Raw genomic sequence first — 14,863 nt, 5'->3', positions numbered from 1 at the left:
TTATATCACATCAATATTTTTAATAAATTTAGCTGAGTCTCAATCTAATTTCTTTTTCACTTATTTTTGTAATTCGCGCTCTACGAAATGCAAGCGATCTTGCCCCCAGTACATATTTTCCCGTACAAAAAATGTAGGTGCTCCGAATACCCCTCGTTGTACGGCATGGTTTGTTTCATCAATCAATTTTTGTTTTACCACCGGATATTGGCTTAAATCCAAAAGTTGCTGACCGTCGATTGCATCACCTTGAAATAAATTTATCAGAACTTCTGGATCGGCTAAATTCAAGGGCTTTCTAAACATCGCATCGAAAAGCTTGGTCAAAATCACTTCAAAATATTCATCATGAGAGATTTTGACTCCCGTTAATATACGCATTAAAGTCAATGTATTCATTGGAAAATATGGATTCATTTGCATCGGAATCTGATAATAATCTGACCAACGACTTAAGTCTTGCATTGAATAGATCCCTTTAGCAGGCACCTCAATTGGACTCTTGTTACCAGTCGATTTAAAAATTCCACCCAATAAAATTGGTGTGTAATCAATCACTGCATTATATTTTTTGGTGATTTCTTGTAGCTTATAAAAAGCCAAATAACTAAATGGACTGCCAAGATCGAAATAAAATTCAACTTTTTGTTGTTGTGTAGTCATGTCTTATCCTTATTAAATATGATTACCACTGTTCAGACCATGGTCGCAAATCCAATTCATGTGTCCAAGCATCTCGTGGTTGATGAGCAATATGCCAATAGTTATCAGCTATATGTTGAGGATTCAAAATACCGTCATGCTGTTTTTTTTCATACAAATGAGGGAAAGTATCTTTAATAAAATCAGTATCAATCGCCCCATCAATAATGATGTGCGCAACATGAATATGATGAGGCCCTAACTCTTTTGCCATACTTTGGGCTAAGGCTCTTAACGCATGTTTAGCGCCAGCAAAAGCGCTGAAATATGATGAACCACGGATGCTTGCTGTTGCACCAGTGAAAATGATAGTGCCGCGCTGCCTTGCGACCATCCGTTTAGCTACTTCACGACCATTTAAAAAAGCACTAAAACAAGCCATTTCCCAGATTTTAAAATATTTACGTGCTGTTTCTTCTAGAATGCTACACGGCACATTTGCTCCAATATTAAAAACCAATACTTCAATCTGACCAATGTCACGTTCAATTGTGTCAATCAGTTGAATCACTTGATCTTCTTTTCTTGCATCTGAAGCAAATCCATAAGCTTTACCACCGTGTGCTTCAATCTCTCGGATGACAAGTGCAAGCTTGTCTGCATTGCGTCGAGTCATACAAGCAGTATATCCACCTCGTGCAAAGCGTTTTGCGATCTCACTGCCTGTGGCATCTCCTGCACCAATGATCAGTGCGACCTTGTTATATGTTGATTTTTCTTCTGAATGATTAATTTCTGACTGCTGATCGTTCATCATCTCTCCATTAAATAACGATCGTTATTATAACGATCACTATGTTATAGTTTTGAGGCACAGTCAATGGTTATTGAATATTCAATATGAGATATAAAGCAGGATACAAAGAAGAAAAACGTCGCGAAATTTTAAAAACCAGTGGTGAACTCGCAAAAAAACAAGGTTTTAACAATACTGGGGTTGATGGTTTTATGCACGCTGCAAATATGACCAGCGGTGCTTTCTATTCTCACTTTTCTTCAAAAAACGACTTATTTAAAGCCTTAATCGAATCTGAAATCGGAGCAAGTATTCAACAGTGGGAAATGAATCCTCATCAAGATCCAGAATCTTGGTTAGATTTTGAAATGAACCGATATCTTTCTCTATTACACGTTCAACACCCAGAAAAAGGCTGTGTTTTACCCTCACTTGCTGCTGAAGTTTCACGCGCTGATGTTGACATTAAACAATGTTTTGAAAAAGAACTTCAGCGTGGTTACAAACTATTTGCGCAGCATGCTCCAGAACCTGATTTCGCTTGGGCAATACTCTGTCAAATGGTGGGCTCCGTACTATTAGCACGTGGAGTTCAAGATGAACGCTTAAAAAAAGATATTCTCAATTCTAGTCTAGCTATGCTCAAGACATTATTAAAAAATGGGATTGCGAAATAAATCGTTTTATATTGTTTTATGGAAGAAACCTTAGTTCCAAAAGCTCTATAATTTCCTCATCATTCTTTTAAGAACGTCACATCATGAGAAAGCTTCCTGAAACAGTATATGCAATACAGCATTTAGCCTTTGAAGATCTAGGTTCTTTTGAGGAGACACTATATCAACTGGGTTATCGGGTCAGATATTTTGATGCAGGTGTGGATGATCTTTCAGTAGCATTAAACTACAAAGGTCTGACCATTATTTTGGGTGGACCGATTGGTGTTTATGAAACAGAAGATTACCCTTTCCTACAAACAGAAATAGACTTACTTAAAGAAAGATTAAAACTTCAACGCCCTACGCTTGGCATCTGTCTAGGTGCTCAACTCATTTCAAAAGCCTTGGGTAGTGCAGTATATGCCGGCCACACCAAAGAAATTGGCTGGAGTACGGTAGATATTATAAATGAGCAAGACAACGTTCTAAATTCTTTAAATGGTGTGCCAGTTTTGCATTGGCATGGTGATACCTTTGATCTTCCCGCGCAATCGAAACTTCTGGCGAGCACTCAAATTTATAAAAATCAGGCTTTTCAAGTTGGATCTAATATTTTAGCACTCCAGTTCCATCCTGAAGTGACCTCAGATAGTTTAGAGAAATGGTTGATTGGTCATACTTGCGAATTGCGTAAAGCGGGTATCGATATTACTCAATTACGTGCAGATAACCACCGTTATGCTGAAAAGCTAGAATCTGTGGCAGGTTCAATCTTAAGCCATTTTATTGAACAGATTAAATGATTTTGATTTGAATGCCTTCAACCCAACTGTAGATCAGGATATTGGATTATGCTATACCTAAATTCAATATCCAAAAATTATAATGAAGATATAAATGTCACCACTGTTCAGTTTAGCCATCGTTCATTTCTTTGCACTTATTAGTCCTGGACCAGATTTTTTATTTGTCACGCAAAGTGCCGTTCGACAGTCTCGCATACATGCACTTTTTGCAGCATTAGGAATTTCTCTTAGTATTTTAGTTTGGGCAATTTGTGCTATGAGTGGATTACACTATCTATTCCAAAAAATGGCTTGGCTCCAAACAATTATGATGATTTTAGGAGGGGTTTATCTCATTTATTTAGGCATTCAACTCTTTAAATCAGGGCTAACGAAATTAGAACCTGCTTCAGCTTACGTTACAAAAGGCATAGTCAAGAAAAAATACAGTTCTTTACTCATTCAAGGCTTTCTCACCAATATGGCAAATCCTAAAGCATTAGTTTACTTCAGTAGTGTTTTTGCGCTTGCGATGAATAGTGATGCAACTCTGATACAGCAGAGTTCACTGTTAATGTTAATTTTTATTGAAAGCTTGATTTGGTTTGCGATAGTTGCTTTTATTTTTTCTGCTAAACAAGTAAACACAATATATCAAAAAATCAGCAAGAAGATTGATCTTATAACAGGTAGTATTTTTATCAGTTTTGGATGTTTCTTAATTTTTAATCGCGATTAAAAAAGCACCCGTAGGTGCTTTCTTAAATGTACTGTTTTTGAAGAATATTATTTCTTATCAGTTGCGACTGAAGCTTCAGTCGTAATATTCACCGTGATTTTGTCGCCTACATTAGGCACATATGCTCCAACACCGAATGCAGAACGGTCAAATGAAGTCGTTGCATTGAAACCAATAGACTGAGCTTTCGTCATAGGATGTTCAGCTTGTTTATTCAAAACAGCATCTAGTACGACAGGCTTAGTAACATTTTTAATCGTTAGATCACCTGTGATCTTATACTTGTTCTTACCATTTGGTTGAACTTTAGTACTTTTAAAAGTGATATTCGGATATTTTTCAGCATCAAAGAAATCTGGTTTCAATAAATGTTCATCTAATGCTTTAACATTTGTATTGATACTTGAAAGTGGAATTGTAACATTCACTGCTGAATTCGTAGGCTTTTCATTGTCTACTTTGATCGTCCCTTGGATATCGCTAAAATTACCTGAGGGTGTAGAAAAACCAAAATGATCCCAAGTAAATACTGTCGCTGTATGAGTTGGATCAATTTTATACTCAACTGGTTTAGCAACTGAAACTGTTGCTACAGAAAGCACTACGGCACTTAACGCTATTGTTTTAAAGTTCATCAATTTTTCCTCGAATTTTTTAAAACATTTATGAAATGGATAGTGAATAATGTATAGCATTCTGAAATTCTTGCATCAGTACAGATAGAACAGTTTGTTGCAAGATTAGAACGCACCTTAAGAAGGTGTCACTTTTATCAAATCAATTTGATCAGATTATGACTATCACTTGTGTATAGATCATGTTTTTCATCTTTAAGCTTTCTCCTAATAAGCAGTTAACATCAACACATATCTTAAATATGAGATTAAATTAAACATTTATACAATATACTAATATTTTGTCTCATTTATAATACTAAAATTACCGCTTTGAACTGGAGAATAATGATGAGTGAACAACAACAAGCGATTGATAAAGCGCTTAAAACTAAAGCACCTAAAGATGTCGTATTGGCTTTTTTATATAATACTGATAAATCAAGAGTAGCGATTGCTTCAGAAAAGTTAGTGGCTGAAGATGCCATTTATACTTCGCTAAATTTTAATAATCCTGAACTTAAACAAATTGAACCTTGGGCTGGTACTTCTACAGGTCGTGATGTCTACATTTATACTTTTTCTAATGTCGGAACTTATTGGACGATCGATGATTTTCAAATCACAGATATTTTAGCTGAAGATGAAACAGTGGCTGTATTCGGTCAATTTACTTATACATCTGTTTACGCTAAGCGCACTTTTACTTCACCTTTTTCAATTAAAGCAATAGTTAAAGATGGCTTAATCACGTATTTCCAGTTTATGGAAGATACTTATGCTTCAGCAGCATCTTTCAGAGTAAGTGGTGAATGGACAATTCAACAAAATGCTGATCCAAAATTAAATTTTACCGTGTCAGAAACTACGGCTAATTAACTGTAAAATAATAAAAATAGGATAATAAAAAAGCCTCATAAGAGGCTTTTTTATGACTGTTAAAGCTTTTCAATCAGAATACGATCAATCTGTTTTAATCCTGAAGTTTTTTCACGATTTTTTCGACGTACTTTAATGATTTTCTCTTCAGCCATATCTTGTAGCAATAATTCTACTGCTACCATCGCTTCAAGTGGTAAGTCTTCACCAATCCACTTTTGCTCACCCGCATCCATTAAAGTAATTTCATCACTAATTTGCTCATACAAACTCATTGCGCTACTCACTTCCAATCTGAAATCTAGGGAATGAATGTATCTATATAGATACATAAAAATAAAAAGACGCCCCACAGTTGGGACGCCTTTTAAAACACTTAATTCTAAGAATTAAGCAGTAATTTCTTTCACTGCTGCGACAACTGCTTCAGTCGTAATACCAAAGTGTTGGAACAAATCTTTCGCTGGTGCAGATTCACCATACGTAGTCATACCAATCACACGACCATCAAGACCTACAAATTTCCACCAGTAGTCAACATGCGCCGCTTCAACCGCTACACGCGCACGGATATTAGATGGAAGAACTGACTCACGGTAAGCAGCATCTTGCTTAACAAATTCTTCAGCACATGGCATAGACACAACACGCACACCTTCAAGCTGTGCATAAGCTTCCATTGCCAATGCAACTTCCGAACCTGTTGCAATGATAATCGCTTTCAATTCGCCTTTTTCTTTAGCCAATACATAACCACCTTTCGCAACATCAGCAATTTGTGCTTCTGTGCGTGTTTGGAATGCTAAGTTTTGACGAGAGAAGATCAACGCAGTTGGACCTTCAGAACGTGTTAACGCAGATTTCCAAGAAATTGCTGCTTCAACTGTGTCACATGGGCGCCATGTGTTGAGGTTTGGTGTACCACGTAAAGATGCGATTTGTTCAATTGGTTGGTGTGTTGGACCATCTTCACCCAAACCAATAGAATCGTGTGTGTAAACATGAATCACACGTTGTTTCATCAATGCAGACATACGTACTGCGTTACGTGCATATTCCATAAACATGAGGAATGTTGCTACGTAAGGAATGAACCCACCGTGAAGTGCAACACCGTTTGCGATTGCAGTCATACCGAACTCACGTACGCCATAGTGTACGTAGTTACCTGCAGCATTGTCTTGAACGCCTTGTGCGCCTTTCCAAAGTGTTAAGTTAGAACCTGCTAAGTCAGCAGAACCACCTAAGATTTCAGACAGCATTGGGGCAAATGCTTGGATTGCATTTTGGCTTGCTTTACGTGTTGCGATGGTTTCAGCTTTTGCGTTTACTTCAGCAATATACGCATCCGCTTTTGCAACGAAGTCAGCAGGTAATTCACCGCTTAAACGACGTTTAAGATCAGCCGCTTCAGTTGGATATTTTGCTTCATATTGTGCAAATACTTCGTTCCAAGCTGCTTCTGCTTGTTGACCTTTTTCTTTCGCGTCCCATGCAGCATAAACGTCAGCAGGAATTTCGAATGGACCTTCAGTCCAACCCAACGCTTCACGTGTTAATGCGATTTCGTCGTTACCCAGTGGTGCACCATGGCAATCTTCTTTACCTTGTTTGTTTGGTGAACCTAAACCAATAATCGTTTTACAGATAATGATTGTTGGTTTCTTCGTTTCAGCTTTAGCTTCTAAAGTTGCCGCACGTAATGCATCTGCATCGTGACCATCAACTTTCAATACTTGCCAGCCATAAGCTAAGAAGCGTTGTTCTGTATCGTCAGAGAACCAACCTTCTACTTCACCATCAATTGAAATACCATTGTCGTCATAGTAAGCAATTAATTTACCTAGCCCCAAAGTACCTGCCAATGAACATGCTTCATGAGAAACACCTTCCATTAAACAGCCGTCACCTAAGAAACAGTAAGTGAAATGATCAACGACTTTAATGTCTTCTTTGTTGAATTGCGCTGCTAAGGTTTTTTCAGCCAAAGCAAAACCAACAGCATTCGCGATACCCTGACCCAATGGACCAGTGGTTGTTTCGATACCAGGTGCATAACCTAATTCTGGGTGACCCGGTGTTTTTGAGTGCAATTGACGGAATGCTTTTAAATCTTCAATTGAAAGATCATAGCCAGTCAAATGTAATAATGCATATTGAAGCATTGAGCCATGACCATTTGATAATACAAAACGGTCGCGGTTAGCCCACTGAGGGTTTGTCGGATTGTGATTTAAGAATTGACGCCATACAACATCAGCAATATCAGCCATCCCCATTGGTGCACCTGGATGTCCAGAATTTGCTTTTTGCACAGCATCCATTGCAAGTACACGAATTGCGTTAGCAATGCGACGTTCATTCAGCGGGGTTGTCATAGATCAGTGTCCGATAAATTAAAGATGGGAAATGAATAAAATTCAAAAACTGGGTGTATTGTCTTAAAAAAATCAAACAGCGTAAAGCCCAGAAACGTATATTTCAGCCCTAAAGCGAAAAAATTCATACAATGCGAGTCGGTTTTATCAATATACAATTCAATCCAATATTTTTTAGTGGCTTGGCCTTTTTTTAAAGTACTGATGTTGAATCATGTATTCACATTCTTTCGTACCCACTTAAGCTGTTTTTTATTTCATCTCAGTCTTAAAAAGAATAAGTCTTATACAAAAGTTTTCACTTATCAATTTAACAGATGATGATATCAATTAAAAAAACACAAAAATGACATAAATTCATGCTTTTTAGTCAGGTTAAGCTAGTCCTTAACGTTAAGTCGATGTACCATATTGCGTCTTTAGAAATAACTGTGATAGGACTTATGCGCGAGTACGCTGTATTTACTTCAGAATCTGTAAGCGAAGGCCATCCAGATAAAATGGCTGACCAAATCAGTGATGCTATTTTGGATGCAATCTTAAAAGAAGACCCATATGCGCGGGTTGCTTGTGAAACGCTTGTAAAAACAGGTGCTGTTGTTCTTGCAGGTGAAATCACAACAACTGCAAATGTAGACTTTGAAGCAATTGTACGCCAAACCGTAAATGGCATTGGATACCATCATTCTGATTTAGGTTTCGATGGTTCAACTTGTGCTGTCATCAACATGATTGGCAAACAATCTCCTGAAATTGCTCAAGGTGTAGATCGTCAAAAACCTGAAGATCAAGGTGCTGGCGATCAGGGTTTAATGTTTGGCTACGCGAGTCGCGAAACAGATGTTTTAATGCCTGCTCCTATTTCGTATGCGCACCGTCTTATGGAAAAACAAGCAGAACTTCGTCGTAACGGAAGTTTGCCATGGTTACGTCCAGATGCGAAAAGCCAAGTGACTTTTGCATACGAAAATGGCGTACCTGTTCGTTTAGATGCGGTCGTATTATCGACTCAACACGATCCTGAGATTTCACAGACTGATTTAAAAGAAGCTGTCATTGAAGAAATCGTGAAAAAAGTAATTCCAGCAGATATGTTCCATGCGGATACCAAATTCCACATCAACCCTACTGGTATGTTTGTGATTGGTGGTCCAGTCGGTGACTGTGGTTTAACAGGTCGTAAAATCATTGTAGATACATATGGTGGTATGGCTCGTCACGGTGGTGGTGCTTTCTCTGGTAAAGATCCATCTAAAGTAGACCGCTCTGCTGCTTATGCTGGTCGATATGTTGCAAAAAATATTGTTGCCGCTGGTCTAGCCGATAAATGTGAAATTCAAGTGTCTTATGCGATTGGTGTTGCTGAACCAACATCTATCTCAATCAATACATTCAATACTGCTAAGGTTTCTGAAGAATTGATTATTGCATTGGTACGAGAGCATTTCGATTTACGTCCATATGGTATTACACGTATGTTGAATCTCATTCAACCGATGTATAAGCAAACTGCTGCATATGGTCACTTTGGTCGTGAAGGTTCTGATACTGCATTCACTTGGGAAAAGACAGACAAGGTTGAAGCGCTTAAAGCATCAGCTGGTTTGTAATTTCCAAATAAAAAAGCCCACATTGATGTGGGCTTTTTTATAGATTCAATTTGCTTTATCACTTTGATGAAGCGTGTCCAAAAACGACTGCTTCACAGGGACATTTTGGTTATCTTGTAAATATAAATGGGCCACTTTAAACACAATGGCTGCGGCTAAACACGCAATGATACAAAATATCCAAAAACCATAAGGTGTTCTGATATTTTGTGATCCGCATTCAGAACACACTTTGTCTGTCGAAGCAACCACCTTGTCGCAACACGCACAATGATACTGATACAGCATACTCATCCTCCCGATTTGACTGTCTTTTTATTTTTATCTACATCACCTTAGAGGCTAATATTTATACTATATAAGCCTTCACCAATAATCAACCTCATGATGTAGCTATAAAACAGCAACCATCTATGTCTTCATTCAATATCTTGTATTATCAGATATCTATATGAATTTTTTTTGACAACCTGCTCTATCATTCTTTTTTCTTTTAGAGATTATCCATATTTTATTCACGCACTCGCCCATCATATCCGCATGGAAAGCATAAATTGAAGTAAAATAAACGTAGTTAAAAAATGATGATATGACGATGGTTCAATTAATTAAGAAAGGCGGCTTGAGAGAAAGAGCAAACAGAAGTCGCTCTTATCAAGGTTCTGAAAATACTGAAGCAACTTTGCGACCAAGACGTTATCAGCAAGACACGCTCGTTCTGACTCAAACAGAAGAGTTAGATCAGGATTCAGTTAAGCAAAATAAGCGCATCTATCCACAACCAGACTGCAAAGATCAAAAATAGACCACCCGATGCCATATCTATGTAATGCCCTGAACGCTGGTAGAGCTGTTTAATTTTAGGTCGTGCTAAAACGACCATCAAAAACGTAAAGGTTAAAAACGTTTGAATCGGAATAATGACTGCCAGTTGTATTTTCAACATCTCTGGTGCTGAAGCAGTTAAGGCAAGTGAAAATACACTACTAAAATAAATCAGTGTTTTAGGATTGGATAGGTTTGTAAACAACCCCATCAGAAAGTATTTTTCAGCTTTTAAAGGTAACTGATTTTCATCAATTGCATCAAGTTTGAAAGACTTATAGGTTTGCCAACCACCCTTTAGCATCGCCCAGCCCATTTTTGCCAAAAATAAACCACCGACTAACATTAAGACTTGTTGAATCCATGGGAATTGGGCAATCAAAAGTGCAAAACCTGATAAGGTTAAAATCACCCAAAATAAAATTCCAATAGAAATACCTAAAATAACTTTCAACGTGTTTGCGATTGTGGTTGACGCTGCGCATTTGGCAATCAACAAAATATCAGGTCCAGGACTCAATTGAGCAACAAGATGTAGGACACAGATGGTAAGTAATAGAGACATAAATCAAAAATGAATAAAAATTGTTTGAATTATACTGTTTTTTAGGAAAATCGAGATACAAAAATAAAAAAACCAGACATTACATCTGGTTTTGAACATGCGCAATTTACTTTTGATTAACGTCTTTCATTTCAATTTTCTTTGCTTCAGGTGTAATTTCTCTTGCTTCACCATCAATGATAGTAGAGTCATTTGAACCACGACCGTGCTGCTGGCTTTGCATTTCTTGCATTTGGCGCATTAAATCTGCAAATGGATTCTGACCATTTGCTTGACCACCCATGCCGCCCATATCTCCCATCATACCACCCATCATTTTTTCCATCATGGCTTGCTGACGCTTCATCATGGTTTTCATCATCACCGCTTTAAATGCTGTTTGAACAGGTGGAATTAGAATAAGTAAGGCGAATAGATCGGAAATTAACCCCGGAATCAAAAGGAAAATACCCGCAATAATTTTAGGTAAGTTATTGGTCAAATTCGGATCAGCACTCATATGACCTTGTTGCATTTGCTGCATCTGTGGCATTAAACCTGATGCATGAGAACGAACCATATTTAAACCAATAAAGAATGCAGCAATAAACCAGAAGAATACATACCACATACTTCCGACTAGATCACCCACACCGACCCATACGAAGATTTCAAGGACTATACCGATTAAAACAATAAGAGCTAATTTCATGAAATGTAATCTAATCTCAAAAATTTAAATATAGGGTCGTAATCATCTGCTCAATCTGTATCAAGCTTTTTTCATACGCTTATGTAACAATATGGGCATTATTTTATTTTTAAAGTCATGGAATGTCATTAATTATCGGAATTGATCCTGGTTCACGTCTAACAGGTTACGGTATTATTCAAAAAGAGGGGCAAAAACTCACTTTTGTTGATGCTGGAACAATTCGCACTGAAACACCTGACATGCCTGAGCGTCTAAAACGAATTTTTTCAGGCATTGAAAGAATCGTTAAATTTCATGGTCCTACCGAAGCTGCTGTGGAACAGGTATTTATGGCGGTCAATCCTGACTCTGCCTTAAAACTTGGTCAAGCACGCGGTGCAGCTATAGCGGCATTGGTCAATTTAGATCTACAAGTGGCTGAATATACTGCGCGTCAAATTAAACAATCTGTTGTTGGCTATGGCGCTGCCGATAAAGAACAGGTTCAAATGATGGTTATGCGCATACTTAATTTAAGTATTAAACCACAAGCCGATGCTGCAGATGCACTTGCCGCAGCAATTTGCCATGCACATGCCTCTGGCAGTATGAGTAAATTGGCTGTCTTAAATGCTTTAGGTGGAATGGCACGTGGACGAAGCCGCAGCAGTAGTCGTCGACGTTAAAAGTCTCTCGACACTCAATGCACTTATTGGCGAATTTGAAAGTTATCGAAATCACGCTCTTTGATGTCAATTAAGTCCTCATAGAAGATTTGCTTAACTTTACTATTATGAGGCCCTGCCATGGCCAGTTTGATCATGTCATTTACATCTTTATATGTGCCAACAATGATAGCTTCCACATCCCCATTATCCATATTTTTAACGTAACCAGTTAAATGCAACTTTAAGGCTTGTTCCATAAACCAGCGACGAAATCCGACCCCTTGAACAAGACCTTGTATCGTTAATTTTAAATATCGCATATCTATCCCTGAATTTTATTTTAGATTTACTATTTGATAAATCGCTTGAGCCATATTCTGAGCTAACAAACCACGTTCACCCTGTTGAGCCAATACATCACCTGCCACGGCATGTAAGTTAACAATTTCATGAAGCTGGATGGAATTAGACAATTGTCCTTTAAGACTAGCAATCATTCCTGCAAGGATATCCCCCATTCCACCTGTACCCATTCCTGGATTACCTTGGGTGCAAATCCAAATGGTTTGCTGCGCGTCAATCGTTAAACTTCCTGCACCTTTTAATACCCATTCACCAGCATACAGTGTTTGTAATCGTTTAATTGCTTTGATGCGGTCATGCTCAACTTCCGCCACGCTAGAGTGTAAAAGTTTTGCAGCCTCACCAGGATGTGGCGTTGCGTAAGTTCTCTCATTGAGTCGAATGGGCTTTTCAGATAGGAACCACAATGCATCAGCATCGAGTACAGTCGGTTTGTTCATAGAGGACAGAATACTCATCCATTGATCATATTGCTCAGCTGCCCAATCATCACGTCCCAACCCCATTCCAAAACAAATCGAATCGACTTGCTGTAGCAAATTTTTTCGTTGTGATGGATCGAAACGATTAATATCCTGCACCATTACATTGGGAGATCGTGACAAAATTGCTGAATGATGTTTAGCATCACACACGATCGTGACTTTACCCGCCCCAGCGGCAAATGCAGCTTCAGCCGCCATAATCACCGCACCTCCCATTTGTGCATGACCGCCAATCACGAGCACATGCCCATACGTTCCTTTATGTCCTGTAGAGTGTCGTCGCGGCAAAATTGTTTTGACTGGGCTTAATCGGGCCACAGGTTTTAAATCTGAGTCACATGGTAAAATGGGAATGAGTTTTAGATGTCCTATAAAATCCTGTGCACGCCCTACAAATTGCCCTACCTTATATGCGAGTGCGGTAAGCGTATGCTGAGCATGAATAGCCATTGGTAATGGTTGACCTGTATTTGCATCTAAACCGCTCGGCATATCAATCGCAATTTTGACGCCGTCTTGCTCATTAATATGATGGATAATTCTCTGCCAGTCTTCACTTAAAGTACGATTAATTCCAATTCCAAACAATGCATCAATATAGACATCATAACCCTTACAATGGTTCAGATCGGTGAACTGCTTAAGTGGTATGGATTGACTCATTTTATAAGCACTCTGCAAGGAGTCAGCCGAGTGATGATCGACTTGTGAAAAAGAAAAAATATCGATTTCTAGATTTTGGTTGAATGAACAATGTCGTGATAAAGAGTGCTGTGCTAAATAGTACGTAACAAGATAACCATCCCCTGCATTATTTCCTTTGCCGCAGCAGACTGCGATACGGATTTTCTTTTTTTCAATACCTTGAAGAATTGTGATGATTTCTTGTGCCATCATCCAAGCAACTTGCTGCATAAGACCAAAAGCACTATTTTGATCGTCAAACCAGCGCTGTTCCCAAGCTTGTATCTCACTGCTGTGATAAACTTGTTGATGCATTATCGTTCCTTTTTTTATTTATGACTCAATCTCTCTCATCTATACCAGCTCGTATTCCAACACAGCAATTTGATCCTCATGCGCTTAAAGCTTGGATTAAATCTCAAGCATTGGAACTGGGCTTCGCTGATTGTGTCATTGCCCGACCTGATGCTCAAGATGAATTACCTCGATTAAAAGCATATTTAGATCAAGGATTTCATGGTGACATGAAGTTCCTCGAAGAAAATTTGGAAAAACGTGCTAATCCAACACTGTTGGTTCCCCATACAAAAAGTATTATCTGCGTCAGAATGAATTATTTGGTTGAACGACCTCAACCTCGAACAGTACCTGATTTCCCTAATTCTGCCGTTATTGCGCGATATGCACGCGGACGGGATTACCATAAAACCATGCGCGGTAAATTAAAAACACTTTCAAACCTTATTCGTGAAAAAGTCGGTCCGTTTGAATCAAGACCTTTCGCCGATTCAGCCCCTATTTTTGAAAAATCACTCGCTGAATCTGCAGGTATGGGTTGGACAGGTAAACATACCCTGCTCATCCACAAAAAATCGGGTTCGTTTTTTGTACTCGGTGAACTGTTTAGTTCACTTGAATTACCCTTTGACGAGCCTGCCAGTGCACATTGCGGATCATGTACAGCATGTATTGATATTTGTCCAACGCAGGCGATTGTAGCGCCATATCAATTAGATGCCCGAAAATGTATTGCCTATCTGACCATTGAATACCAAGGTGTGATTCCTGAAGAACTACGCCATGGCATAGGTAATCGCGTATTCGGATGTGATGATTGCCAGCTGATTTGTCCTTGGAATAGTTTCGCACAAACCACAACGGTTACTGATTTCCATCCCCGTCATGGGCTGGATCGTCTTTCTTTAATGGAATTATGGCAATGGGACGAAGCAACATTCTTAGCCAACACAGAAGGCAGTCCACTGCGTAGAACAGGCTATGAAAGCTTTATGCGGAATATTGCGATTGGAATCGGGAATGCACCCTATCATCCAAACAATATTGAGCAATTGATACTAAAAAGAAATCAGTCTAGTGAGATTGTGCAAATCCATATTGACTGGGCAGTACAAGAACAACACTCAAAAAGAAACAATTAACACTACTTTTCCAAGATGACTTGACAAGACAAAATCACCATTTTGAGCATGATCTGAAA

18 protein-coding genes are annotated in these 14,863 nt (G+C 38.5%); 8 read left to right on the top strand and 10 right to left on the bottom strand.

Annotation, left to right across the window (positions count from 1 at the left end; genetic code table 11):
- Positions 1-60 precede the first annotated feature (60 nt).
- Complete coding sequence (locus AC1M9P_RS06790) at positions 61-663, bottom strand: 2-hydroxychromene-2-carboxylate isomerase (protein ID WP_481587115.1); 603 nt, start codon at positions 661-663, stop codon at positions 61-63.
- 22 nt (positions 664-685) lie between these two features.
- Positions 686-1,456: an SDR family oxidoreductase gene (locus tag AC1M9P_RS06785; RefSeq protein ID WP_035263780.1), complete on the bottom strand. Its 771-nt coding sequence runs from the start codon at positions 1,454-1,456 to the stop codon at positions 686-688.
- Positions 1,457-1,542: 86 nt separating this feature from the next.
- Here AC1M9P_RS06785 and AC1M9P_RS06780 point away from each other — a divergent pair, with 86 nt between their 5' ends.
- The 3 genes from AC1M9P_RS06780 to AC1M9P_RS06770 all read left to right on the top strand — a co-directional run bounded on the left by AC1M9P_RS06780 (position 1,543) and on the right by AC1M9P_RS06770 (position 3,621).
- Positions 1,543-2,115: a TetR/AcrR family transcriptional regulator gene (locus AC1M9P_RS06780; protein WP_035263783.1), complete on the top strand. Its 573-nt coding sequence runs from the start codon at positions 1,543-1,545 to the stop codon at positions 2,113-2,115.
- A gap of 83 nt (positions 2,116-2,198) precedes the next feature.
- On the top strand, positions 2,199-2,900 hold the full coding sequence (locus AC1M9P_RS06775; protein ID WP_481587114.1) for a glutamine amidotransferase: 702 nt from the start codon (positions 2,199-2,201) through the stop codon (positions 2,898-2,900).
- Positions 2,901-2,994: 94 nt separating this feature from the next.
- Complete coding sequence (locus AC1M9P_RS06770) at positions 2,995-3,621, top strand: LysE family transporter (protein ID WP_481587113.1); 627 nt, start codon at positions 2,995-2,997, stop codon at positions 3,619-3,621.
- Between the two features lie 47 nt (positions 3,622-3,668).
- Here AC1M9P_RS06770 and AC1M9P_RS06765 read toward each other — a convergent pair whose 3' ends face one another.
- Positions 3,669-4,256, bottom strand: coding sequence for a YceI family protein (locus AC1M9P_RS06765; protein WP_481587112.1), 588 nt, complete (start codon positions 4,254-4,256; stop codon positions 3,669-3,671).
- 330 nt (positions 4,257-4,586) lie between these two features.
- On the opposite strand from AC1M9P_RS06765, the gene AC1M9P_RS06760 reads away from it, so the two are divergent.
- Positions 4,587-5,114, top strand: coding sequence for a nuclear transport factor 2 family protein (locus AC1M9P_RS06760; RefSeq protein WP_035263788.1), 528 nt, complete (start codon positions 4,587-4,589; stop codon positions 5,112-5,114).
- Between the two features lie 59 nt (positions 5,115-5,173).
- Here the strand turns inward: AC1M9P_RS06760 and AC1M9P_RS06755 are convergent, their stop codons facing one another.
- Both AC1M9P_RS06755 and tkt read right to left on the bottom strand, forming a co-directional pair.
- Entirely contained in the window at positions 5,174-5,389 is a 216-nt protein-coding gene (locus AC1M9P_RS06755; protein WP_035263790.1) for a hypothetical protein, read from the bottom strand.
- Between the two features lie 114 nt (positions 5,390-5,503).
- Positions 5,504-7,492: a transketolase gene (tkt, locus tag AC1M9P_RS06750; protein WP_481587111.1), complete on the bottom strand. Its 1,989-nt coding sequence runs from the start codon at positions 7,490-7,492 to the stop codon at positions 5,504-5,506.
- 443 nt (positions 7,493-7,935) lie between these two features.
- On the opposite strand from tkt, the gene metK reads away from it, so the two are divergent.
- Entirely contained in the window at positions 7,936-9,102 is a 1,167-nt protein-coding gene (gene metK, locus AC1M9P_RS06745; protein WP_035263794.1) for a methionine adenosyltransferase, read from the top strand.
- A 45-nt stretch (positions 9,103-9,147) separates the two neighbouring features.
- On the opposite strand, the gene AC1M9P_RS06740 is transcribed toward metK, so the two are convergent.
- On the bottom strand, positions 9,148-9,390 hold the full coding sequence (locus AC1M9P_RS06740) for a hypothetical protein (protein ID WP_035263796.1): 243 nt from the start codon (positions 9,388-9,390) through the stop codon (positions 9,148-9,150).
- 307 nt (positions 9,391-9,697) lie between these two features.
- On the opposite strand from AC1M9P_RS06740, the gene AC1M9P_RS06735 reads away from it, so the two are divergent.
- Positions 9,698-9,907, top strand: a complete 210-nt coding sequence (locus tag AC1M9P_RS06735) for a hypothetical protein (RefSeq protein WP_035263798.1) — start codon at positions 9,698-9,700, stop codon at positions 9,905-9,907.
- Here the strand turns inward: AC1M9P_RS06735 and AC1M9P_RS06730 are convergent.
- Positions 9,851-10,492, bottom strand: a complete 642-nt coding sequence (locus tag AC1M9P_RS06730) for a LysE family transporter (protein ID WP_179998148.1) — start codon at positions 10,490-10,492, stop codon at positions 9,851-9,853. The genes AC1M9P_RS06735 and AC1M9P_RS06730 overlap by 57 nt on opposite strands.
- 106 nt (positions 10,493-10,598) lie before the next feature.
- Positions 10,599-11,183, bottom strand: a complete 585-nt coding sequence (locus tag AC1M9P_RS06725) for an FxsA family protein (RefSeq protein ID WP_035263802.1) — start codon at positions 11,181-11,183, stop codon at positions 10,599-10,601.
- Between the two features lie 122 nt (positions 11,184-11,305).
- On the opposite strand from AC1M9P_RS06725, the gene ruvC reads away from it, so the two are divergent.
- Entirely contained in the window at positions 11,306-11,851 is a 546-nt protein-coding gene (ruvC, locus tag AC1M9P_RS06720; protein ID WP_035263804.1) for a crossover junction endodeoxyribonuclease RuvC, read from the top strand.
- Positions 11,852-11,874: 23 nt separating this feature from the next.
- Here ruvC and AC1M9P_RS06715 read toward each other — a convergent pair whose 3' ends face one another.
- Complete coding sequence (locus AC1M9P_RS06715) at positions 11,875-12,153, bottom strand: acylphosphatase (RefSeq protein WP_092766403.1); 279 nt, start codon at positions 12,151-12,153, stop codon at positions 11,875-11,877.
- A 15-nt stretch (positions 12,154-12,168) separates the two neighbouring features.
- Positions 12,169-13,680 carry an NAD(P)H-hydrate dehydratase gene (locus AC1M9P_RS06710; protein ID WP_481587110.1) on the bottom strand — a complete coding sequence of 504 codons (1,512 nt, stop codon included), beginning with the start codon at positions 13,678-13,680 and terminating at the stop codon, positions 12,169-12,171.
- A gap of 20 nt (positions 13,681-13,700) precedes the next feature.
- Between AC1M9P_RS06710 and queG the strand changes: the two genes are divergently transcribed.
- Entirely contained in the window at positions 13,701-14,804 is a 1,104-nt protein-coding gene (gene queG / locus AC1M9P_RS06705) for a tRNA epoxyqueuosine(34) reductase QueG (protein ID WP_481587109.1), read from the top strand.
- Positions 14,805-14,863: the final 59 nt, after the last annotated feature.

Source organism: Acinetobacter sp. 25-47-122 (genome assembly GCF_056779695.1).
Note: the sequence above shows the minus strand (reverse complement) of the source record. Positions and strands in the feature narration are given on the sequence as shown.

What these genes read in the sequence shown, in the direction of transcription:
- AC1M9P_RS06790 (WP_481587115.1), bottom strand. Translation starts at nt 663, where the DNA reads ATGACTACACAACAACAAAAAGTTGAATTTTATTTCGATCTTGGCAGT.
- AC1M9P_RS06785 (WP_035263780.1), bottom strand. Translation starts at nt 1,456, where the DNA reads ATGAACGATCAGCAGTCAGAAATTAATCATTCAGAAGAAAAATCAACA.
- AC1M9P_RS06780 (WP_035263783.1), top strand. Translation starts at nt 1,543, where the DNA reads ATGAGATATAAAGCAGGATACAAAGAAGAAAAACGTCGCGAAATTTTA.
- AC1M9P_RS06775 (WP_481587114.1), top strand. Translation starts at nt 2,199, where the DNA reads ATGAGAAAGCTTCCTGAAACAGTATATGCAATACAGCATTTAGCCTTT.
- AC1M9P_RS06770 (WP_481587113.1), top strand. Translation starts at nt 2,995, where the DNA reads ATGTCACCACTGTTCAGTTTAGCCATCGTTCATTTCTTTGCACTTATT.
- AC1M9P_RS06765 (WP_481587112.1), bottom strand. Translation starts at nt 4,256, where the DNA reads ATGAACTTTAAAACAATAGCGTTAAGTGCCGTAGTGCTTTCTGTAGCA.
- AC1M9P_RS06760 (WP_035263788.1), top strand. Translation starts at nt 4,587, where the DNA reads ATGAGTGAACAACAACAAGCGATTGATAAAGCGCTTAAAACTAAAGCA.
- AC1M9P_RS06755 (WP_035263790.1), bottom strand. Translation starts at nt 5,389, where the DNA reads ATGAGTTTGTATGAGCAAATTAGTGATGAAATTACTTTAATGGATGCG.
- tkt (WP_481587111.1), bottom strand. Translation starts at nt 7,492, where the DNA reads ATGACAACCCCGCTGAATGAACGTCGCATTGCTAACGCAATTCGTGTA.
- metK (WP_035263794.1), top strand. Translation starts at nt 7,936, where the DNA reads ATGCGCGAGTACGCTGTATTTACTTCAGAATCTGTAAGCGAAGGCCAT.
- AC1M9P_RS06740 (WP_035263796.1), bottom strand. Translation starts at nt 9,390, where the DNA reads ATGCTGTATCAGTATCATTGTGCGTGTTGCGACAAGGTGGTTGCTTCG.
- AC1M9P_RS06735 (WP_035263798.1), top strand. Translation starts at nt 9,698, where the DNA reads ATGGTTCAATTAATTAAGAAAGGCGGCTTGAGAGAAAGAGCAAACAGA.
- AC1M9P_RS06730 (WP_179998148.1), bottom strand. Translation starts at nt 10,492, where the DNA reads ATGTCTCTATTACTTACCATCTGTGTCCTACATCTTGTTGCTCAATTG.
- AC1M9P_RS06725 (WP_035263802.1), bottom strand. Translation starts at nt 11,183, where the DNA reads ATGAAATTAGCTCTTATTGTTTTAATCGGTATAGTCCTTGAAATCTTC.
- ruvC (WP_035263804.1), top strand. Translation starts at nt 11,306, where the DNA reads ATGTCATTAATTATCGGAATTGATCCTGGTTCACGTCTAACAGGTTAC.
- AC1M9P_RS06715 (WP_092766403.1), bottom strand. Translation starts at nt 12,153, where the DNA reads ATGCGATATTTAAAATTAACGATACAAGGTCTTGTTCAAGGGGTCGGA.
- AC1M9P_RS06710 (WP_481587110.1), bottom strand. Translation starts at nt 13,680, where the DNA reads ATGCATCAACAAGTTTATCACAGCAGTGAGATACAAGCTTGGGAACAG.
- queG (WP_481587109.1), top strand. Translation starts at nt 13,701, where the DNA reads ATGACTCAATCTCTCTCATCTATACCAGCTCGTATTCCAACACAGCAA.